This is a genomic window from Streptomyces sp. bgisy159, assembly GCF_965341775.1.
Lineage (GTDB): Bacteria > Actinomycetota > Actinomycetes > Streptomycetales > Streptomycetaceae > Streptomyces.
In genome coordinates this window covers 144,645-165,743 of record NZ_CBDQZH010000012.1, presented here as the reverse complement: position 1 = coordinate 165,743, position 21,099 = coordinate 144,645, and the positions used below count along the sequence as shown (strand labels likewise).

At 71.8% G+C, this 21,099-nt stretch carries 19 protein-coding genes and 1 pseudogene; 13 read left to right on the top strand and 7 right to left on the bottom strand.

Going from position 1 to position 21,099, the window contains the following annotated elements; all coding sequences use genetic code 11:
* Positions 1-18: 18 nt before the first annotated feature.
* Positions 19-360: a helix-turn-helix transcriptional regulator gene (locus ACSLTV_RS14940; protein ID WP_432133843.1), complete on the top strand. Its 342-nt coding sequence runs from the start codon at positions 19-21 to the stop codon at positions 358-360.
* Positions 361-462: 102 nt separating this feature from the next.
* Here the strand turns inward: ACSLTV_RS14940 and ACSLTV_RS14935 are convergent, their stop codons facing one another.
* The 6 genes and pseudogenes from ACSLTV_RS14935 to ACSLTV_RS14910 all read right to left on the bottom strand — a co-directional run bounded on the left by ACSLTV_RS14935 (position 463) and on the right by ACSLTV_RS14910 (position 5,916).
* Positions 463-1,008 (bottom strand): universal stress protein, encoded by a 546-nt coding sequence (locus tag ACSLTV_RS14935; RefSeq protein WP_432156412.1) that lies wholly within the window; start codon positions 1,006-1,008, stop codon positions 463-465.
* Positions 1,009-1,159: 151 nt separating this feature from the next.
* Entirely contained in the window at positions 1,160-1,885 is a 726-nt protein-coding gene (locus tag ACSLTV_RS14930) for a class I SAM-dependent methyltransferase (protein ID WP_432133841.1), read from the bottom strand.
* Between the two features lie 157 nt (positions 1,886-2,042).
* Positions 2,043-4,553: a SpoIIE family protein phosphatase gene (locus tag ACSLTV_RS14925; protein ID WP_435612288.1), complete on the bottom strand. Its 2,511-nt coding sequence runs from the start codon at positions 4,551-4,553 to the stop codon at positions 2,043-2,045.
* Positions 4,554-4,653: 100 nt separating this feature from the next.
* Positions 4,654-4,998, bottom strand: a pseudogene (locus ACSLTV_RS14920) (carboxypeptidase-like regulatory domain-containing protein); the annotation flags it as partial.
* Entirely contained in the window at positions 4,884-5,318 is a 435-nt protein-coding gene (locus ACSLTV_RS14915) for a hypothetical protein (protein WP_435612299.1), read from the bottom strand. The pseudogene ACSLTV_RS14920 and the gene ACSLTV_RS14915, both read right to left, overlap by 115 nt.
* A gap of 148 nt (positions 5,319-5,466) precedes the next feature.
* A complete protein-coding gene (locus tag ACSLTV_RS14910; RefSeq protein WP_432133839.1) occupies positions 5,467-5,916 on the bottom strand; it encodes an SRPBCC family protein in 450 nt (149 codons plus the stop codon).
* A 158-nt stretch (positions 5,917-6,074) separates the two neighbouring features.
* Here ACSLTV_RS14910 and ACSLTV_RS14905 point away from each other — a divergent pair, with 158 nt between their 5' ends.
* From ACSLTV_RS14905 to ACSLTV_RS14890, 4 genes are all read left to right on the top strand, one after another.
* The gene (locus tag ACSLTV_RS14905; protein ID WP_435612287.1) at positions 6,075-7,118 is read left to right on the top strand and encodes an Rv2578c family radical SAM protein; all 1,044 of its coding nucleotides are present in this window, start codon (positions 6,075-6,077) and stop codon (positions 7,116-7,118) included.
* Positions 7,119-7,276: 158 nt separating this feature from the next.
* Positions 7,277-8,959, top strand: a complete 1,683-nt coding sequence (locus ACSLTV_RS14900) for an alpha/beta hydrolase (protein ID WP_432133837.1) — start codon at positions 7,277-7,279, stop codon at positions 8,957-8,959.
* A 76-nt stretch (positions 8,960-9,035) separates the two neighbouring features.
* On the top strand, positions 9,036-9,434 hold the full coding sequence (locus ACSLTV_RS14895) for a RidA family protein (RefSeq protein WP_432133836.1): 399 nt from the start codon (positions 9,036-9,038) through the stop codon (positions 9,432-9,434).
* Complete coding sequence (locus ACSLTV_RS14890) at positions 9,431-10,021, top strand: N-acetyltransferase family protein (protein ID WP_432133835.1); 591 nt, start codon at positions 9,431-9,433, stop codon at positions 10,019-10,021. Before ACSLTV_RS14895 ends, ACSLTV_RS14890 begins: the two co-directional genes overlap by 4 nt.
* Here ACSLTV_RS14890 and ACSLTV_RS14885 read toward each other — a convergent pair.
* The gene (locus tag ACSLTV_RS14885; RefSeq protein ID WP_432133834.1) at positions 10,018-10,605 is read right to left on the bottom strand and encodes an adenylosuccinate lyase; all 588 of its coding nucleotides are present in this window, start codon (positions 10,603-10,605) and stop codon (positions 10,018-10,020) included. The two genes, ACSLTV_RS14890 and ACSLTV_RS14885, sit on opposite strands and share 4 nt — an antisense overlap.
* 396 nt (positions 10,606-11,001) lie before the next feature.
* Here ACSLTV_RS14885 and ACSLTV_RS14880 point away from each other — a divergent pair, with 396 nt between their 5' ends.
* From ACSLTV_RS14880 to ACSLTV_RS14845, 8 genes are all read left to right on the top strand, one after another.
* The gene (locus ACSLTV_RS14880) at positions 11,002-12,807 is read left to right on the top strand and encodes a 3-hydroxyacyl-CoA dehydrogenase family protein (protein WP_432133833.1); all 1,806 of its coding nucleotides are present in this window, start codon (positions 11,002-11,004) and stop codon (positions 12,805-12,807) included.
* 160 nt (positions 12,808-12,967) lie between these two features.
* Positions 12,968-13,783 carry a TetR family transcriptional regulator gene (locus ACSLTV_RS14875; protein ID WP_432133832.1) on the top strand — a complete coding sequence of 272 codons (816 nt, stop codon included), beginning with the start codon at positions 12,968-12,970 and terminating at the stop codon, positions 13,781-13,783.
* Positions 13,784-14,169: 386 nt separating this feature from the next.
* The gene (ccrA, locus tag ACSLTV_RS14870) at positions 14,170-15,507 is read left to right on the top strand and encodes a crotonyl-CoA carboxylase/reductase (RefSeq protein ID WP_432133955.1); all 1,338 of its coding nucleotides are present in this window, start codon (positions 14,170-14,172) and stop codon (positions 15,505-15,507) included.
* 17 nt (positions 15,508-15,524) lie between these two features.
* Positions 15,525-17,573, top strand: a complete 2,049-nt coding sequence (locus ACSLTV_RS14865; RefSeq protein ID WP_432156417.1) for a protein meaA — start codon at positions 15,525-15,527, stop codon at positions 17,571-17,573.
* Positions 17,570-18,532 carry an HpcH/HpaI aldolase/citrate lyase family protein gene (locus tag ACSLTV_RS14860; RefSeq protein WP_432133830.1) on the top strand — a complete coding sequence of 321 codons (963 nt, stop codon included), beginning with the start codon at positions 17,570-17,572 and terminating at the stop codon, positions 18,530-18,532. Before ACSLTV_RS14865 ends, ACSLTV_RS14860 begins: the two co-directional genes overlap by 4 nt.
* 5 nt (positions 18,533-18,537) lie before the next feature.
* Complete coding sequence (locus tag ACSLTV_RS14855) at positions 18,538-19,050, top strand: MaoC family dehydratase (RefSeq protein WP_391098049.1); 513 nt, start codon at positions 18,538-18,540, stop codon at positions 19,048-19,050.
* Between the two features lie 2 nt (positions 19,051-19,052).
* Positions 19,053-20,258 carry an acyl-CoA dehydrogenase family protein gene (locus ACSLTV_RS14850; RefSeq protein WP_432133829.1) on the top strand — a complete coding sequence of 402 codons (1,206 nt, stop codon included), beginning with the start codon at positions 19,053-19,055 and terminating at the stop codon, positions 20,256-20,258.
* 171 nt (positions 20,259-20,429) lie between these two features.
* The gene (locus ACSLTV_RS14845; RefSeq protein ID WP_432133828.1) at positions 20,430-21,086 is read left to right on the top strand and encodes a phosphatidylserine decarboxylase; all 657 of its coding nucleotides are present in this window, start codon (positions 20,430-20,432) and stop codon (positions 21,084-21,086) included.
* Positions 21,087-21,099: the final 13 nt, after the last annotated feature.

Genomic DNA, 21,099 nt, shown 5'->3' with positions numbered 1-21,099 from the left:
GTTCGTATGATGAGGGTCATGAGGCAGCCCTCCGCCGCGCGCGGCGACCACTGGACGTTTCTGACCAACCACGCCCGCGTCCTCATCGCCCTCGCCCGCGACCCGGAAGCGCGGGGACGGGACGTCGCCGACCTGATCGGCATCACCGAACGCGCCGTACAGCTGATCGTGGCCGACCTCGAGGCGGCCGGATACCTCACCCGCACCCGGGTGGGCCGCCGCAACCGCTACACCATCGACCCGACCGTCGGCCTGCGCCACCCGACCGAGGCCGACCGCCCCGTCGGCGACCTGCTGGCCACCTTCCTGCACCGCGAGGACATCCCCGCCACCGGCTCCGAGCACGCGGCCACGCCCTAGCACCACCGGCCGGGGCCGGGTCCCGCAGACGACGCCACCACTCCACCCCGCCCCGGCGCCGACGTGCGCGCGGCGCCGACGCCCCCCGACCTGACGAGGCGGCTACTCGGGGGCGGCGCCGGACACAGGCCGGAACGGCCCGCCGCCCGCCCCGCCGAGCCGCCCCGCGGGCGCGGCCAGGGGCGCCCAGGTCACCGGTGGGGCCGCGTGGACGAGGGGACCGCCGCGAATCGCGGCCGCCTCCATCACCGTGCCGGCGTCCAGCCCCGCCGGTCCGGTGCGGGAGACGACGAGCAGCGGGCACCGGTGGGCGACGGCCACGTCCAGCAGGCCCTTGGCCGCGTCCAGCCGCCCGGCACGTCCGGCCGGCCGGTGATAGGCGGCCGGCCGGTGGTCCACACCGGAACGGCCCACGCGCGACAGCGCCCTTCCCAGCACCACGCGGGTGGCGACGCCGTCCGAACGGGCCGCAGCCCTGGGCGGCAGGGGCGGCAGGACCGCGATGAGCAGCAGCGGCGCCCCGCGGGCAGCGGCGAGCCGGACCGCGGCATCCACCACCGCGGCGTCATCGAGGCGGTCCGCCAGCACCGCGCCCACGGGGGCCCGTCGGCGGGAACGGCCGGTCGCGGGAGCGACGTCCGGGGACATGGCCATCACGCCTTCAAGAGGAGGTAAAGAAGGATGCTTCCAGCATCTCCGCCACTCCGGGGGTCGTCAACAGTCACACGAAAAGTTTTTCGCATGAAATGGGAGGTGTGGCGCGCGGCCCGGTCCCCCGCCTGCCGGCCCCGTCAGCCGGTCAGTCCGTCCGGCCCGCCACCAGCCACCGCGACGGCAACTGCACGCGCCGCCCGTCGGGGCCGCGCTCCGTCGTGGTCAGGGGGAGTTCTCCGGAGGCGAGGACGGTGAGCCCGGCGGTGCGCAGATGGCCGGGAACCTCGGCGTCGTGGATCTCGCCGGGGGCTATGCCGTGCCGGAAGATCGGCGCGATCTTGGGCGGCGGCCCGGACGGCCCCTGGACGAGTGCGCCGAGCACGGACCGGGCCGCGTGCGACGGCTCGACCAGGAAGACGCGTCCGCGCTGCCCCAGCAGCGCCGCGACCCCGTCGGCCAGCGGCTGCCGGTCGTCGGGCAGGCACTGGTGCAGGACACCCCTCATATAGACGTTGACGTCGCCGAGCTCCGCGTGCAGGGTGTCCGCCGCGCCCTTCTCGGCGGCGTCCAGCAGCCGGTACTCGGCCCGGCCCGCCGGGTCGGCCCTGCGCGCACGGTCGAGCGCCGCCTCGGCGAGGTCGACGCCGATCACCCGCGGGAAGCGGTCGGCCAGGAACCGGGTCTGGGTGCCGTTGCCGCAGCCGAGGTCGACCAACGGCAGCCGGTCGTCGAGGAGATGGGGCACGAGGAGGGGCAGGTGCAGCTCGGCGGTCACGTCCGCCTCGGCGTCCCAGAACACCTCCCCCGGCGCGTCGGGCGCCTCGCGCCAGAAGCCCTCCCAGGACTCGCGGTACCCACTCGTCACGCTCATGCCCAACTCCCCGGGGTGGTCGACGGATCCGTCGCGGATGACGGCCCTGTACGGTCTACCGCCCCGGGGTGAGCGCTTACAACCGCTCGCGCGTTCCTCCCCGTTCGTTCGAGCGGTGGGGCCGCCTCCCGCACGGTGTGCGGGACCGCCGCCGTGTTCAGCGGCGCGGCAGGGTCAGCTCGAACCAGACGCTCTTGCCGGTACCGGTCCGGCTGGTGCCCCACTCCCGGGCCAGGGTGGTCACCACCCGCAGGCCGCGGCCCCGTTCGTCGTCGGGGCCCGCGCTCAGCAGCGTCGGCAGTTCGTGGTCGTCGTCGTCCACCTCGCACAGCAGGGTCTCGCCGCGCACCAGCCGCAGGGCGACGGGGCGACCGCGGGAGTGCCGTACGGCGTTGGTGACCAGCTCGCTCACCAGCAGCTCGGTGGTGTCGGCCAGCCGGCCCAGGCCCCAGTCGTGGAGTTGTTCTCGCACGACGGCACGGGCCCGCCCGACCTCGGCGGGCGTCAGGGGGAGGCGCCACTCGGCGACCTGGTCGGGGCCGATGCCGCCCAGCCGGGCCATCAGCAGCGCCACGTCGTCCTTCCGGTCGCCCCGGCCCGCCTTGGCGAAGGTCGCGGCGAGGGCACGGATGATGGCGTCGCACGCGTCGTCCATGGAGGCGGCCGGATGGGCGGCCGACTCGCACAGGGCGGCCAGGCCCACCCCGATGTCCTCGCCGCGCACCTCGACCAGGCCGTCGGTGCACATCACCAGCCGGTCGCCGGGCTCCACCCGCACGCGTACCGCTTCGAAGGGCACCCCGCCGACGCCGATCGGGGCGCCGGTGGGCAGGTCGAGCAGTTCGCTGCGACCGTCGCTCGCACGGACCAGGACGGGCGGGATGTGACCGGCGTTGGCGAGGTGCAGCTCTCCCGCGATGGGGTCGTAGACGGCGTACAGACAGGTGGCGAGGTAGGTGTCGCCGAGCCGCTGGGCGAGGGCGTCGAGGTTGCGCAACAGCTGGGCGGGCGGCAGATCGAGCGCCGCCATGGTCTGCACCGCCGTACGGAACTGGCCCATCATGGCGGCCGAGTTCAGGCCGTGCCCCATGACGTCGCCGACGACGAGCGCGGTGCGGGCACCGGGGAGCTTCACCGAGTCGAACCAGTCACCGCCCACCCGTCCGAGCAGCGTCCCGGGCAGGTAGCGGGTGGCGATGTCGCAGCCGGCCAGGCGCGCGGGGATGCGCGGCAGCATGCTGTCCTGGAGGGTCTCGGCGACGTTCTCCTGGTGGGTGTACATGCGCGCGTTGTCGAGCACGAGGCCCGCGCGGGCGGCGAGTTCGGCCCCGGTGGCCCGGTCCATGTCGTTGAACTCCGCGCGCTCGGGGTGGCGCAGAAGGATCATGAAACCGAGCACGACCTGGCGTGCCTTGAGCGGTACGACGAGCATGGACCGGCCGCTGATCAGGGGCCGGATGTCGCGCTTCTCGAACTGCGCGGCGATGGCGTGGCCCATCTCCTCGCTGATGCGCGGCACGAGGACCGGTTCCCCGGTGGTCATGCACTGGAAGAACGGCGTGTGCGCCGGGAAGGGCATGGCCTCGCCGACCGGCACGACGTCGTCCCAGCGGCCGGGCTCGTCGGTGTGCTCCAGGGCGACCCGGTGCCACAGGGTGGTGGTGTCGGGCACGCCGTCCGGGAACCCCTCACCGGCGACGACCTGTTCCCGCAGATAGGTGCCGGCGACGTCGGTGAAGCGGGGGACGACCGCCTTGCTCACCTCGACGATGGTCCGGGACAGGTCGAGGGAGGTGCCGATCCGGCCGCTGACCTCGTTGAGGAACTCCAGGCGCTCACGGACGGCGGTGTGTTCCAGGTCGTCGCGCTCGTCGTCGGGGTCGGCCGACGCCGTCACCCCCGCGGCGGCGGCCCGGGCGGCCCGCTCCCGGCGTGCCCGGCGCTCGACCCGGCGCGAGACACCCCAGTCCGGGGTGACCGGCACCCGCTCGCTCCGGCTGAACTCCAGGACGGGGTAGCCCAGTTCGAGCACCTGGGAGACGACCCGGGAACTCTCCCCCACGCTCATGCCGGGCAGGATGCCCGGGAGTTCGCGGGCGAGGTGCTCGGCGCCGGGGAAGTCGGTGTGCAGGGCGAACCCGGGCGCGATCCGCTCGACGGCGGACGCGTCGTCCGCGGCGCCGGCCCGGTGCAGCGCGCCCGCGTCGGCGGCGAGCACCAGGAGCCGTTCCGGTCCGGGTCCCACGAGCGGGTAGGCCCACCACAGCACGTCGACCCGCTTGCGGCCCTCCGGCGTGGCCGCCCCGGCCGGCTCGGGCACGGTGAGCCGGGCCCGGCCGGCAGCCGGATAGGACAACCCACGGTTGAGGGACGGGCCGAGGCCGGGGCCGAGGCCGTCGTAGGCTGCGCTGTCCCCGTAGGGCAGGTCCTCGTCGACGTCGGGCAGCGCTCCGGAGACGGGCAGCAGATCGAGGGCGGGCTGCCCGATCGCCTCTTCCCTGGGGACGCCGAAGAGCCGACGGGCCCCGCTGCTCCAGTGGGAGACCAGACCCTCGCGGTCCACCACGACCACGGCCAGGGGGACGCGCCCGGCAGCCGAGGCCGGCTCCGCCGCGTCGGCCCCCGGTCCGCGGCCGGGAGGCGTGTCCCTGTCGGTGCCACGGTCCATGGCCCTGACCCTCTCTCCCCAGAGCTGTACAAGATCTGTTCCGCTGCGACCACCGTACGGCGCACGCAGGTCGCGATGTGCGGCATCGGCGGAATTGGTTTCACCAGCACCGCGCTGGGTAAAGCCGTACGCCGCACTGTCCGTCCTCGTGGCCGAGCAGCAGGTCCCGCTCGGTGCGGCCGCCGCCGGCGCCCCGGAGCACGGTGGCCACCGACGGGTATCCGGAAGCGATCACGGTGTACTCGCCACGGGCCAGGTCGACGAACCGGAAGGCGCCGTCCGGGCCGGTGGTCAGGGTGCCGACGACGTCGCCGGCCACGTCCGGCAGCGTCACGCGCGCGTCCGGCACCGCCCGGCCGCCGTCGGCGCGCACCGTGCCGCGCAGGACGGCGCCCGCGGCGAGCTCGATGTCCTGACGGGGCGCCCGGGCGGCCCGCACGGTGACCGACACGACGATGACGAACTGGAAGACGCCTTGCGGCCGAGCAGGTCACCGAGATTGCCGTGGACGGGCAGTCCGACGGTGGCGGTGAGCAGGTAGGCGGTGATCGCCCAGGACATCCGGTCCACGCCGGGCAGTTCGCCGACGATCCTCGGCAGGGCGGTGGCGACGATCATCTGCTCCAGCGCCGCCAGGGGCGGCACGAGCATCAGCGCGAGGAAGACCAGGCGCACCCGGCGGGGGCCGAGGCCGGGGGGCGCCGGGTGGTCCGGCGGGAGCGGCGGCGCCGTCGTCGCGTCACGCTCCAGCGTGGTCCCGCCCACCTGCCGCTCCCCTCGTCGCACCTGCCCAGCGGTCTGCCGCGTGAAGCGGCAACTCCCGGCAGATGCGACGAGTTACGGACCCGGGCCGACCCGGGGGCAGAACCACCCGAACCGGTGACAGGACCGGGTGTCCCGGGATTCCGGTCGGTCAGGAGGGCTTCTCGACCTCGGCCGCGAGGCGGGCGAGGACGACGTCGTAGATGCGGCCGAGCCCCTTGGGGGCGAAGGTCCGCTCGAAGAAGCCGCCGATGCCGCCGGCGCCGTTCCAGGTGGTGGTCACGACAACGCGGGAGCCGCCCTCTCCGGCGGGGGTGACGCGCCAGGTGGTGACCATCGAGGAATTGCGGTCTTTCTCGACCAGTTCTCCGTCGGTGGGTTCGGTCACCTCCAGGAGGCAGTCGCGCACCCGCTTGCTGGTGGCCTGGAGCTTCCAGTGGACGAGGGTGCCCTCGCCGTCGCCGCCCTCACGCACCTCGTACTCGCTGAACTGCTCGGGCAGCAGCTTCGCGCGCGTGCCGCTGTAGTCGGCGAGCGCGTCGAACACCGTCTCCGGGTCCGCCGCGACGACCCGCTCCGTGGTGGCCTCCACCTGCGCCATGGGCTCCTCCAGGTCCTGTGTTCTCGGGGTTGGGGCAAGCCAACCACCCCGGTCCCCGGGCACCCAAATCGGGTCCTGCCGAAACGATCAGAAAACGCCCTCGCACGATCAAGGGAACACGTGTTCTATTCTGTGGTCAGCTCTACCGAGGAGGCGCCATGCGCTGGGAGAACCTCGCCGCGGACACCGGCCACGGCCGGGCGGCCGACGCCGCGCTGTTCGGCGCGGACGCGGTGACCACCCGTACCTTCGACACACCGGAGTTCGCCGGCGTCACCTTCCACGAGGTGCGGGCCCGCTCGGTCCTGAACCGGGTGCCGGGCGCCTCACGCATGCCGTTCGAGTGGACGGTCAACCCCTACCGAGGCTGCACGCACGCGTGCGTTTACTGTTTCGCGCGCAAGACGCACAGCTATCTGGACCTGGACACCGGCATCGGATTCGACACCCAGATCGTCGTCAAGGTGAACGCCCCCGAGGTACTGCGCCGCCAGCTGTCCTCGCCCCGCTGGCAGGGCGACCACGTCGCGATGGGCACCAACGTCGACTGCTACCAGCGCGCGGAGGGCCGCTACCGGCTGATGCCGGGCATCCTGGCGGCCCTGCGCGACCACGCCAACCCCTTCTCGATCCTGACCAAGGGCACGCTGATCCTGCGCGACCTGGAGCTGCTGCGAGAGGCCGCCGAGGTGACGGACGTCGGTGTCTCGGTGTCGGTCGGCTTCCTCGACGGCGAGCTGTGGCGCACCGTGGAGCCGGGCACGCCCGCCCCTGAGCGACGCCTGGACGTGGTGCGGGCCCTGGCCGGGCACGGCATCGGCTGCGGTGTCCTGATGGCGCCGGTGATCCCCTTCCTCGGCGACCAGCCGGACCGGCTGCGCGCGACGGTACGGGCCGTCGCGGCGGCCGGCGCCACCTCGGTGACCCCGCTGACGCTGCATCTGCGGCCCGGTGCCCGCGAGTGGTTCACGGCGTGGCTCGGCCGGCACCACCCGCACCTGGTGGCCCGCTACGAGCGGCTGTACGCGGACGGCGCCTACGCCCCCCGGTGGTACCAGCGCCGGATCACCCGTCAGGTGCACGAACTGGCCGAGGAGTACGGGATCGGCCCCACGCGCGCGGGCGCGCACCGCGCCGCGGCCGCGTCCGCTCCCACCCTGGAGCCGGAGCGGGCGCGGCCGACCCAGCTCACCCTGATCTGAGGGGCTCCTCTCGCCGGCCCGCGCGCGTTCGAGCGGATCCGGCGACCCGATCGGGTCAAGTATCTCCAGAACGGGTTCTTCAGGGCGGTGTCGTCGGGACGATGCGGCGAGGGCCGTGACCCACGCGGTCCGTACACCCTCCGTCCTGGGGAGGCCCCATGAACAGACGCGCAGCCGCGCTGTGCGCAGCCGCCGCCGTCGTGACCGGGACGCTGACCGCCGTTCCCGCGACCGCCGGCCCGTCGCCCGCCACGCAGACCGCCCGCGCCGCCGAGCGCACCTGGAAGGAACCGGCGCCCACCGGTGAGGGCTCCGGGCTCATCGGGGAGGACTCCGCGCCCACCGGGGAGGATGCCAAGACCACCGGGGAGGAGCCCGGCCTCACCTGGAAGAAGTGCGCCACCGCCGCCTACCCGACGCTGCAGTGCGCGTCCTTGAAGGTGCCGCTGGACCACGCCGACCCGCGCGGCGAACAGATCACCCTGGCGCTGTCCCGCGTCCCGCACACGGCACCGGAATACCAGGGCCCTCTGCTGGTCAATCCGGGCGGCCCCGGCGGCAGCGGGCTGTCCCTCGCCGGGTTCGTCGCCGCCGCGCTGCCCGAGGCGGTGGCGGCCCGGTACGACGTGATCGGCTTCGACCCGCGCGGCGTCGGCCGCAGCACCCCTGCCCTGAACTGCCGGCCGGGCCACTTCACGCCGGTCCGCCCCGACTCGGTGCCGGGCACGGCCGCCGTCGAGGAGGCGAACCTGGCGCGGGCCAGGTCCTTCGCGGAGGCCTGCGCGCGGAAGTACCCGGACATCCTGCCGCACATCAACACGCGAGCCTCGGCCCACGACATGGACGCCATCCGGGCGGCGCTCGGCGCTCGGCGGCTGAACTACTTCGGTTACTCCTACGGCACCTACCTCGGGGCGGTGTACGCCAAGCTCTACCCGCAGCGGGTGCGGCGCATGGTCCTGGACTCCGTGGTGGACCCCACGGGCGTCTGGCACGAGGACAACCTCACCCAGGACCGCGCCTTCGACGACCGCCACCGCGCGCTGATGGCCTGGATCGCCCGGTACGACGGCACCTACCGGCTCGGCAGCGACCCGGCCGAGGTCGAGGACGAGTGGTACGCGATGCGGGCGGAGCTGGCCCGGAAGCCGGCCGGCGGCCGGGTGGGCGCGGCCGAGCTGGAGGACACCTTCCTGCCCGGCGGCTACTACGACGGCTACTGGCCGCACCTCGCCGAGGCGTTCGCCGCGTACGTGAACGACGGCGACGACGAGCCGCTGGTCGAGGCGTACGAGAACTTCGGCGCGGTCGACGCCTCCGGGGACAACGGCTACAGCGTCTACACGGCGGTGGAGTGCCGGGACGCGACCTGGCCGGCCGACTGGTCGCGGTGGCGGTCGGACAACTGGGCGGTGTACCGCAAGGCTCCCTTCCTGACCTGGAACAACGCCTGGTACAACGCGCCGTGCGCGTTCTGGCCGACCGGCGCGCTGAGCCCGTTGAACGTCCTCAACGACGCGCTGCCGCCGGTGCTGCTGTTCCAGGCGACCGAGGACGCGGCGACCCCGTACGAGGGCGGCGCCATGATGCACGCGCTGCTGAGCGGCTCCAGCCTCGTCGTGGAGCGGGGCGGCGGCAACCACGGCATCACGCTGAGCGGGAACGACTGCCTGGACGAGCACCTGGCGCGCTACCTGACCGACGGCACGGTGCCGCGGGGCCCCGGCGAGGTCGACGCGGAGTGCACCGCACAGCCGGACCCGAAGCCCCTGGCCTCCAAGGTCGCCACCGGCACGGCGCGCGGTTCGGTGCTGCACGGCCTGCTGGGCTTCCGCGGCTGACCGGCCGCCGGGCGTACCGGGTCCCGGTGGTCCCTCGGTGGCGGGCGTTGTCGGACCCGTGGTCCACCATGGACGCATGAGTGAGCTGACCAGGATCGCCGTCCCCGAGGGTGTCGCCCCCGCCGCGCAGTACTCGCATGTCGTCCTCGGCACCGGCCGCATCGTCGCGGTCTCCGGACAACTGCCTCTGGACGAGGCCGGCCGGATCGTCGGCGAGGGCGACCCGGAAGCCCAGGCCCGCCAGGTGTTCGAGAACCTGCGGCGGTGCCTGGCCGCGGCCGGGGCCGGCTTCGACGACGTCGTCAAACTCACCTACTTCGTCACGGACATGGGCCATATGCCGGCCGTCCGCGCGGCCCGCGCCGCCCACCTGCCCGACGACCGGCTCCCGGCCTCCTCGGCCGTCCAGGTCGCGGCCCTGGTCCGGCCGGAGTTCCTGATGGAGATCGAGGCCCTGGCGGTGGTGGGCCGATGACGTCGCCGCCGCTGCTGGTCCGGCAGATGACCGCGGCGGACTGCGGCCACGTCGGCTCGATCCGCGTCCGGGGCTGGCAGTTCGCGTACCGGGGCCTGGTCCCCCCGTCCTATCTGGACGCCCTCGACCCGGCCGAGGACGCCGACCGGCTCCGGGCACGGCTGGCGCGGGCCGACGCAGGCGCGTCGGACCTCGTCGCCGAGCCGGCGGGCACCGGCCGGATCGTCGGCTGGGCGGCGCACGGCCCGTACCGGGACGGCGAACAGCGCACGGAGGACGCCGAGTTGTACGCCCTCTACGTCGACCCGGACCACCTGGGGACCGGTGTCGGGCACACACTCCTCCAGGAGTCGCTGCGCCGCCGCGCCGCCCTCGGCCACCCGCGCATGTTCCTCTGGGTCCTCGCGGGCAACGAACGGGCGCGCCGCTTCTACGAACGGGCCGGTTTCCGGGCCGACGGCGCCGAGGAGCCGTTCCAGGTGGCCGGAGTCCGGGTTCCCGAGGTGCGCTACGTGCGGTCCCTGACGGTCCCGGCTCCGGCTGACGGTTCTCCGCGGCGTCTTGGACGACCGTCAGAAGGACCCTAGGGTCCGTGCCGCCTCGGGCCGGGAATGCGGGCGAGGGCGTGGACCGCCGCCTCGGCGAGGGCCGGGTGCGCGAGGGCGTCCTCCAGGACGGGTCGGGCGCCGGGGTCGGCCAGTTCGCCGAGACCCTCCACGCAGGCGAGCGCGACGCGCCGGTAGGGGTCGTGCGGGGTGAGGCGGCGGCGCAGGGTGGTGACCAGGGCCGGGACGGACTCCGGCGCGCGCAGCTCCACCAGCAGCCGGACCGGGTGCAGGGCGTAGGCGACGCGCAGCTCGTTGGTGGCCAGAGCGGCGGCCGCGCGGGCGGTGCGGGGGTCTCCGAGCCGGGCCAGGGCCCGCGCCGCCGAGGCGCAGCGGGGCGGGTCGCGGTGGTTGAGCAGCAGGACAAGGGACTCGAAGGCGCGCCGGTCCCCCGCCGTGCCCAGCCGGAAGGCGGCCAGCTCCCGGGCCCACAGCGGCCGGCCGGGCTCGGTGAGCACACCCGCGAGTTCGTCGGTGTCCTCGGTGGCGGCCAGCTGCTCGAAGGCGTGGGTCCCGCCCGACTCCCGTCGTAGACGCTCCGTGAGTGATCGCAACTCTTCGTCCATGACGCCGAGGGTAGGCAACCGCGGAAGCGGCGGGAGCCAGATCACAAAGACCGGGGGGTGGCGCGCTCGTTACCCGGCAGTTAAGCTCAGACGAGCGAGTCACCCACTCGCAACCCCCTCACGACGGCCTGGTGACGCAGCCGCCGTGAGAGCAGTCGGTTCGGTACGTCTCGTACCGCACGACCCGGCCCCGGGACAGGGCCGGTCGGACCCCCGCCGTCTCCCCCTTGGGGCGTGTGCGCGCCCGCAGGCGACGGCAGGCACCGGGCGTGTGCGCTCGCAGCCCGGCAACACCCGCATTCACCAGCACGTACTCGTGTTCTCACGCACCCGGTGCGCCCCCTCGGCGCACCCGGGCGCGCTCCCAGTCGTCACCCTCATCACTGGAGTCCCGCGATGGCCACTCCCCAGTCCGACCCCTCCCTGTCCCCGCTCACGACCGTCGCCGTCGTCGGCCTCGGCACCATGGGCACCGGCATCACCGAGGTGCTGGCCCAGGCCGGCCGTGAGGTGATCGGCATCGACGTCAGCGAGGCGCAGGCCGCGAAGGCCGTCGCCGCCCTGGAGGCCGCCACCGCCCGCTCCGTGGAGCGCGGCCGCCTCACCGACCAGGAGCGCGCCGAGCTGCTCGGCCGGGTGCGCACGGCCACCGACCTGCGGGCGGCGGCCGACGCCGACCTCGTCATCGAGGTGGCGCCGGAGTCGTACGAGACCAAGCACCAGATCTTCCGTGAGCTGGACGGGATCGTGCGTCCCGACACCATCCTCGCGACCGGCACCAACGCCCTGTCCGTCACCCGGCTCGCCGCCGATTCGGCGCGTCCGGAGCGAGTGCTGGGCCTGCACTTCTTCAACCCGGCGCCGGCGATGCGGCTGGTCGAGGTGGTCTCCTCGGTGCTGACGGCGCCGCAGGCCGTCGCCGCGGTCACCGACCTCGCCGTCGAGCTGGGCAAGGAGCCGGTCGCGGTCGGCGACCGCCCCGGGTTCGTCGCGGACGGGCTGCTGTTCGGCTACCTGAACCAGGCCGCCGCGATGTACGAGTCGAAGTACGCCTCCCGCGAGGACATCGACGCGGCCATGAAGCTGGGCTGCGGCCTGCCCATGGGCCCGCTGGCGCTGCTCGACCTGATCGGCGTGGACACCGCGCGCACCGTCCTGGAGGCCATGTACGCCGAGTCCGGCGACCGGCTGCACGCGCCCGCGCCGATCCTGCGGCAGCTCACCGAGGCGGGTCTGACCGGCCGTAAGTCGGGGCGGGGCTTCTACACCTACGAGGCTCCCGGCAGCGCCACCGTCGTGCGGGACGCGCTGACGCCGCTGGAGGACGGCGGCCCCGTGGCCGGCCGGCCGGTCCGCAGCGTCGGCGTGGCGGGCTCGGGGACCATGGCCTCCGGTATCGCCGAGGTGTTCGCCAAGGCCGGGTACGAGGTGGTTCTGGCCGCCCGCAGCGAGGAGAAGGCGCAGGCCGCCAAGGCCCGGATCGGCAAGTCGCTGGCCCGGTCCGTGGACAAGGGCCGGCTGACCGCCGAGGCGGCGGCGCAGACCCTGGAGCGGATCGTCCCGGCCGGGTCCTACGACGCGTTCGCCGACGTGGACCTGGCCGTGGAGGCGGTCGCCGAGGACCTGGAGGTCAAGCGGCAGCTGTTCGCGACGCTGGACAAGGTCGCCAAGCCGGGCGCGGTCCTCGCGACCACGACCTCGTCGCTGCCGGTGGTGGCCTGTGCCCGCGCCACCTCGCGGCCGCAGGACGTGATCGGTATGCACTTCTTCAACCCGGCGCCGGCCATGAAGCTGGTCGAGGTGGTGCGGACCGTCCTCACGGCCGACGACGTCCACGCCACCGTGCACGAGGTCTGCGGGAAGATCCGCAAGCACGCGGTGGACTGCGGCGACCGGGCCGGTTTCATCGTGAACGCCCTGCTCTTCCCGTACCTGAACAACGCGATCAAGATGGTGGAGGAGCACTACGCCTCCCTCGACGACATCGACGCGGCGATGAAGCTGGGCGGCGGCTACCCGATGGGCCCCTTCGAGCTGCTGGACGTGGTGGGTCTCGACGTCTCACTGGCCATCGAGCGGGTGTTGCACCGCGAGTTCCGCGACCCGGGGCTGGCCCCGTCGCCGCTGCTGGAGCACCTGGTGGCCGCGGGCTGCCTCGGCCGCAAGACCGGTCGCGGCTTCCGCGAGTATGCCCGCCGCTGAGGGCGTCGGGGACTGGTTCCGGGCCGGTGAGGACTGGGGCGGGCTGCTCGATCCGGGTGGCTCGGCCCCGCCCGCCGGGACGGGCGGCCCGCCGTCCGGCGCGGGCGGGACGGACCGGGCAGCCGCGCACCGGCGTGCGTACATGCAGTACGTTCGGGTCATGTCCCAGCCCGCCAAGTCCTCACGTACACCAGCCACGCCCGACGCGCCGGAGAGTGCCGCGGGCGGTCGCGCCGCCGCCCAGCGGCTCAAGATGCGCCGGGAGCTGGCGGCCGCCGCGATGGAGCTGTTCGCGACCAAGGGGTACGAGGCGACCACCGTCGACGAGATCGCGGCCCAGGCCGGGGTCGCCCGCCGCACCTTCTTCCGCCACTTCCGCTCCAAGGAAGAGGCGATCTTCCCCGACCACGACGACACCCTGGTCCGCGCCGAGGCGGTGCTCAACGCGGCGCCCGCGCACGAGCATCCGCTCGACACGGTGTGCCGCGGGATCAAGGAAGTGATGAAGATGTACGCGGCCCGGCCGGACATCTCGGTCGCCCGCTACAAGCTGACGCGCGAGGTGCCCACCCTGCGCGAGGCGGAGATCGCGTCGGTGGCCCGCTACGAGCGCCTGTTCACCCGCTATCTGCTCGGTCACTTCGACGAGCACGCGCACGACGACGACGCCAACGACGACCCGCTGCTCGCCGAGGTGGCCGCCTCGGCCGTGGTCACCGCGCACAACCACGTGCTGCGGCGCTGGCTGCGGGCGGGCGGCCAGGGCGATGTGGAGGCGCAGCTCGACCACGCCTTCGCGATCGTCCGCAAGACGTTCGGGACGGGCATCGGGGCGGGCCGCGGCGGCGCCCCGCAGCCCGCCGGCCCGGCCGCGGCGGCCACCACGCAGGGCGAGGTGCTGGTCACCGTCGCCCGGACCGACGCCTCGCTGGACGAGGTGATGCGCACCATCGAGCAGGCGCTCAAGGAGCGTTGAGCGCCTGCGGACCCTGTGACAACGGCCACCCTCCGGGTGGCCGTTTTTGCATGCCGGCGTCCTTTTTTTCACCCCTTCCGGCGGCCGTTCGATCGATCATCGCTCATCTGTTACGTAAAGATTTCATCTGAGAGCAAGTTCTGGCACCCAGTGCCTTGCGGGGTGACACGCCGTGCCATACGTTGAAGGTGTCCGGGCTGTCCCGGCAGGCCATCGCCTGTACGCCCGGACGCCTGCGTCACAGGCACCCTCCCGCGCCACAAAGCGCCGCCGAACAGCACCACCCAGCCGAACCGACGGCACTTCCCCAAACCCCCAAGCAGGACCGACGTAACCCTCAGCGCCCCTCCCTCAGGGCGCTCACCGCCGGAGGCAACACCGTGACCGTGAAGGACATCCTGGACGCGATCCAGTCGCCCGACTCCACGCCGGCCGACTTCGCCGCCATGCCGCTGCCCGAGTCGTACCGCGCGATCACCGTGCACAAGGACGAGACGGAGATGTTCGCGGGCATGACGACCCGCGAGAAGGACCCGCGCAAGTCGATCCACCTGGACGAGGTCCCGCTGCCCGAGCTCGGCCCGGGCGAGGCCCTGGTGGCCGTCATGGCCTCCTCGGTGAACTACAACTCGGTGTGGACGTCGATCTTCGAGCCGCTGTCCACCTTCGGGTTCCTGGAGCGCTACGGCCGCACCAGCGAGCTGGCCAAGCGCCACGACCTGCCGTACCACATCATCGGCTCCGACCTCGCGGGCGTCGTCCTGCGCACCGGCCCGGGCGTCAACGCCTGGCAGCCCGGTGACGAGGTCGTCGCGCACTGCCTGTCCGTCGAGCTGGAGTCCTCGGACGGCCACAACGACACCATGCTCGACCCGGAGCAGCGCATCTGGGGCTTCGAGACCAACTTCGGCGGCCTCGCCGAGATCGCCCTCGTCAAGTCCAACCAGCTGATGCCGAAGCCCGGCCACCTCAGCTGGGAGGAGGCCGCCGCCCCGGGCCTGGTGAACTCCACCGCCTACCGGCAGCTGGTCTCCCGCAACGGCGCCGGCATGAAGCAGGGCGACAACGTGCTGATCTGGGGCGCCAGCGGCGGCCTCGGCTCCTACGCCACCCAGTTCGCCCTCGCCGGCGGCGCCAACCCGATCTGCGTCGTCTCCTCGCCGCAGAAGGCGGACATCTGCCGCTCCATGGGCGCCGAGGCGATCATCGACCGCAACGCCGAGGGCTACAAGTTCTGGAAGGACGAGAACACCCAGGACCCGAGGGAGTGGAAGCGCTTCGGCAAGCGCATCCGCGAGCTGACCGGCGGCGAGGACATCGACATCGTCTTCGAGCACCCCGGCCGCGAGACCTTCGGCGCGAGCGTGTTCGTCACCCGCAAGGGCGGCACCATCACCACCTGCGCCTCGACCTCGGGCTACATGCACGAGTACGACAACCGCTACCTGTGGATGTCGCTGAAGCGGATCATCGGCTCGCACTTCGCCAACTACCGCGAGGCCTGGGAGGCCAACCGGCTGATCGCGAAGGGCAAGATCCACCCGACCCTGTCGAAGGTGTACTCCCTGGAGAACACCGGCCAGGCCGCGTACGACGTGCACCGCAACCTCCACCAGGGCAAGGTCGGCGTGCTGTGCCTCGCCCCCGAGGAGGGCCTGGGCGTGCGCGACCCGGAGATGCGCGCCAAGCACATCGACGCCATCAACCGCTTCCGCAACATCTGAGACACCCGAGGTCATAGATGACTGAGCGTCAGCCCGCCGAAGGCAAGCGGGAGAAGGACCGGCCGTGGCTCATGCGGACCTACGCCGGTCACTCCACGGCCGAGGCGTCCAACGAGCTGTACCGGCGCAACCTCGCCAAGGGCCAGACCGGCCTGTCGGTCGCGTTCGACCTGCCGACGCAGACCGGCTACGACTCCGACCACATCCTCGCCCGCGGCGAGGTCGGCCGGGTCGGCGTGCCCGTCGCGCACCTCGGTGACATGCGCCGGCTGTTCCAGGACATCCCCCTGGAGCAGATGAACACCTCGATGACGATCAACGCCACCGCCATGTGGCTGCTGGCGCTCTACCAGGTCGTCGCGGAGGAGCAGGGCGCGGACATCACCAAGCTCCAGGGGACGACCCAGAACGACATCGTCAAGGAGTACCTGTCCCGGGGCACCCACGTGTTCCCGCCGGGGCCGAGTCTGCGCCTGACGACGGACATGATCGCGTACACGGTCTCCCACATCCCGAAGTGGAACCCGATCAACATCTGCAGCTACCACCTGCAGGAGGCGGGCGCCACGCCGGTCCAGGAGATCGCGTACGCGATGTCCACCGCGATCGCCGTACTCGACGCCGTGCGCGACAGCGGCCAGGTGCCCGAGGAGCGCATGGGCGACGTGGTCGCCCGGATCTCCTTCTTCGTCAACGCGGGCGTCCGCTTCGTCGAGGAGATGTGCAAGATGCGCGCCTTCGGCCGCATCTGGGACCGGATCACCCGCGAGCGCTACGGCATCGAGAACCCCAAGCAGCGCCGCTTCCGCTACGGCGTCCAGGTGAATTCGCTCGGCCTGACCGAGGCGCAGCCGGAGAACAACGTCCAGCGGATCGTCCTGGAGATGCTGGCCGTCACCCTCTCCAAGGACGCACGCGCGCGTGCCGTGCAGCTGCCGGCCTGGAACGAGGCGCTGGGCCTGCCCCGGCCCTGGGACCAGCAGTGGTCGCTGCGCATCCAGCAGGTCCTCGCCCACGAGAGCGACCTGCTGGAGTACGACGACATCTTCGAGGGCTCGAAGGTGATCGAGGCGAAGGTGACGCAGCTGGTCGAGGACTCGCTCGCGGAGATCGAGCGGATCCAGGAGATGGGCGGCGCGATGGCCGCCGTCGAGTCCGGCTACCTGAAGTCGCAGCTGGTGGCCTCGCACGCGGAGCGCCGGGCCCGGATCGAGTCCGGCGAGGAGAAGATCGTCGGTGTCAACATCTTCGAGACGACCGAGCCGAACCCGCTGACCGCCGATCTGGACACCGCGATCCAGACGGTCGACCCGGCCGTCGAGGCCCGGGTCGTCGCCTCGCTCCAGCACTGGCGGGACACCCGCTACCAGCCGCCGTTCAACCACCCGCGCCCGTGCAAGGCGCTGGAGCGGCTGAAGGAGGCCGCCAAGGGCACCGGCAACCTCATGGAGGCCACCCTGGAGTGCGCCCGCGCCGGCGTCACGACCGGGGAGTGGGCGGGCGCGCTGCGCGAGGTGTTCGGGGAGTTCCGGGCGCCGACCGGCGTGTCGTCCGCGCCGGTGGCGGTCGCCGCCGCGGAGGGCTCCGCGCTGGGTGAGGTGCGCCGCAAGGTCGAGCTGACCGCCCGGGACCTCGGGGTCGGCAAGCTGCGGTTCCTGGTCGGCAAGCCCGGTCTGGACGGCCACTCCAACGGGGCCGAGCAGATCGCCGTGCGAGCCCGCGACGCCGGGTTCGAGGTGGTCTACCAGGGCATCCGGCTCACCCCGGAGCAGATCGTGGACGCGGCCCTCGCCGAGGACGTGCACGCGGTGGGCCTGTCCATCCTGTCCGGCTCGCACGCACAGCTGGTGCCGGACGTGCTGGAGCGGCTGCGTGTGGCCGGTGCCACAGATATACCGGTGATCGCAGGTGGCATCATCCCGAACGGTGACGCCGACCAGCTGCGGGACGCCGGAGTGGCCGCGGTGTTCACCCCGAAGGACTTCGACATCACCGGGATCATCGGCCGCATCGTCGACGAGATCCGGAAAGCGAACAAGCTCGACCCCCTGGAGGTCCCCGCATGACCACGGTCAACCGCCTTCGCCCCCGGCGCTCCTGCCTGGCGGTACCGGGCTCGAACCCGCGCTTCCTGGAGAAGGCGCAGGGCCTGCCGGCCGACCAGGTCTTCCTGGACCTGGAGGACGCCTGCGCCCCGCTCGCCAAGCCCGGGGCGCGCCACACCATCGTGAAGTTCCTCAACGAGGGCGACTGGACCGGCAAGACCCGGGTCGTGCGGGTCAACGACTGGACGACCGAGTGGACGTACCGCGACGTCGTGACCGTCGTCGAGGGCGCCGGCCAGAACCTCGACTGCATCATGCTGCCGAAGGTGCAGGACGCCCGGCAGATCGTCGCCCTGGACCTGCTGCTGACGCAGATCGAGAAGACCATGGGCTTCGAGGTCGGCAAGATCGGCATCGAGGCGCAGATCGAGAACGCGCAGGGCCTGAACAACGTCAACGAGATCGCGCAGGCCTCCCAGCGCGTCGAGACGATCATCTTCGGCCCGGCCGACTTCATGGCGTCGATCAACATGAAGTCGCTGGTCGTGGGCGAGCAGCCGCCCGGCTACCCGGCGGACGCCTACCACTACATCCTGATGAAGATCCTGATGGCCGCCCGCGCCAACAACCTCCAGGCGATCGACGGCCCCTACCTGCAGATCCGCAACGTCGACGGCTACCGCGAGGTCGCCCAGCGCGCCGCCGCGCTCGGCTTCGACGGCAAGTGGGTGCTGCACCCGGGCCAGGTCGACGCGTCGAACGAGATCTTCTCGCCGTCGCAGGAGGACTTCGACCACGCCGAGCTGATCCTGGACGCGTACGACTACTACACGTCCGAGGCGGGCGGCAAGAAGGGCTCCGCGATGCTCGGCGACGAGATGATCGACGAGGCCAGCCGCAAGATGGCCCTGGTCATCTCCGGCAAGGGACGCGCCGCCGGCATGCAGCGCACCAGCAAGTTCGAGATCCCGGAGGCGTGACGGCGATGCAGTTCGGACGCACCTACGAGGAGTTCGAGGTCGGGGCGACGTACAAGCACTGGCCGGGCAAGACGGTCACGGAGTACGACGACCACCTGTTCTGCCTCCTCACCATGAACCACCACCCGCTCCACATGGACGTCAACTATGCGGAGAAGACGACGGACTTCGGCAAGAACGTCGTCGTCGGGAACTACATCTACTCGCTGCTGCTCGGCATGAGCGTGCCGGACATCTCCGGCAAGGCGATCGCCAACCTGGAGATCGAGTCGCTCAAGCACGTGGCGCCCACCTTCCACGGCGACACGGTCTACGGCCAGACGACCGTGCTGGACAAGTGGCCGTCGAAGTCGAAGAACGACCGCGGCATCGTCTACGTCGAGACCAAGGGCTACAAGCAGGACGGCACCCTGGTGTGCGTCTTCCGCCGCAAGGTGATGGTCCCGACCGAGACGTACATCAAGGAGCGCGGCGGCGAGCAGCCGGGCCGCCCCGAGCTCAAGGAGCAGGAGAAGTAGTCATGGCCCGTCTCGCCCAGACCGCCGGTCTGACCGACGTCCAGCAGGAGATCCTCTCCACGGTCCGCGACTTCGTGGACAAGGAGATCATCCCGGTCGCCACCGAGCTGGAGCACCGCGACGAGTACCCGCAGGCGATCGTCGACGGACTGAAGGAACTCGGCCTGTTCGGCCTGATGATCCCCGAGGAGTACGGGGGTCTGGGCGAGTCGCTCCTGACCTACGCGCTGTGCGTGGAGGAGATCGCCCGCGGCTGGATGTCGGTGTCCGGCATCATCAACACGCACTTCATCGTGGCGTACATGCTCAAGCAGCACGGCACGCAGGAGCAGAAGGACCACTTCCTGCCGCGGATGGCGGCCGGCGACATCCGGGGCGCCTTCTCGATGTCGGAGCCGGGTCTGGGCTCCGACGTGTCGGCGATCACGTCGAAGGCGGTGCGGGACGGCGACGAGTACGTCCTGAACGGCCAGAAGATGTGGCTGACGAACGGCGGAACGTCGTCCCTCGTGGCCGTCCTGGTGAAGAGTGACGAAGGACACCCCGAGGGCACCGCGCCCCACCGGTCCATGACCACCTTCCTGGTCGAGAAGGAGCCCGGCTTCGGTGAGGTCCGCCCCGGCCTGACCATCCCCGGCAAGATCGAGAAGATGGGCTACAAGGGGGTGGACACCACCGAGCTGATCATGGATGGCCTGCGGATTCCCGCCGATCGGGTGCTCGGCGGGGTCACCGGCCGAGGTTTTTACCAAATGATGGACGGCGTGGAGGTGGGTCGCGTCAATGTCGCAGCCCGCGGTTGCGGCGTCGCCCAGCGTGCCTTCGAGCTCGGCGTCCAGTACGCCCAGCAGCGTCACACTTTCGGCAAGCCGATCGCCCAGCACCAGGCCATCCAGTTCAAGCTGGCCGAGATGGCTACCAAGGTCGAGGCCGCGCATGCGATGATGGTGAACGCGGCACGCAAAAAGGACTCCGGGGAGCGAAACGACCTCGAAGCAGGGATGGCGAAGTACCTCGCCTCCGAATACTGCAAGGAAGTCGTGGAGGACGCCTTCCGGATCCACGGCGGCTACGGCTTCTCCAAGGAGTACGAGATCGAGCGCCTCTACCGGGAGGCCCCGATGCTGCTCATCGGTGAAGGCACGGCCGAGATCCAGAAGATGATCATCGGCCGCAGACTGCTCGAAGAGTATCGATTCCAGGGCTAGATGTCCGGGTTGGGGGTGTTTTCTTCCTAGAGAAGATCACACCCCGTCAACTCTTCTCCGTTGCCGACTCGGCATCCTGGCTTACCCAGTTGTGGCCTTGAACCGCTACGATCGCCGGAAAGCCGCCGTCCCCCCGTCGAAGCGCGGCACCATCCGCTACGAAGGTCATCCATGCCCCACAGCCAAACCTCTGCACCTCGCGACAGCCTCGCCGGCGTACGCCTTGCGCGCGGAGCATCGCCGTGGCTTCTCCCGACCGTCGCCACCGCAGCCGTCAGCCTGGTCCGTGCCCGCCGCTCCGGTGCGGCGAAGGCCGTCGCCGTACCCGCCACCGCCCTGGCGGCGGGGATGCTGTGGTTCTTCCGCGACCCGGAGCGCGAGATCGCGCCGGGCCGGGTCATCTCCCCCGCCGACGGCGTGGTGCAGAGCATCATGCCGTGGAAGGACGGGCGCACCCGCGTCGCGATCTTCATGAGCCCGCTGAACGTCCACGTCAACCGCGCCCCGCTGGCCGGCACGGTGACCTCCGTCGAGCACGTCCCCGGCGGGTTCGTTCCGGCGTTCAACAAGGAGAGCGAGAACAACGAGCGGGTCGTCTGGCACTTCGACACCGAGCTCGGCGACATCGAGATGATCCAGATCGCCGGTGCCGTGGCCCGCCGCATCGTGCCGTACATCCCGGAGGGCACCAAGGTCGAGCAGGGCGAGCGCATCGGTCTGATCCGCTTCGGCTCGCGTGTCGACCTGTACCTGCCGGAGGGCGTGGAGGTCGCGGTCGAGGTCGGCCAGAAGACCGTGGCTGGGGTGACTCGCATTGACCGTGATTGACCCCGAGACACAG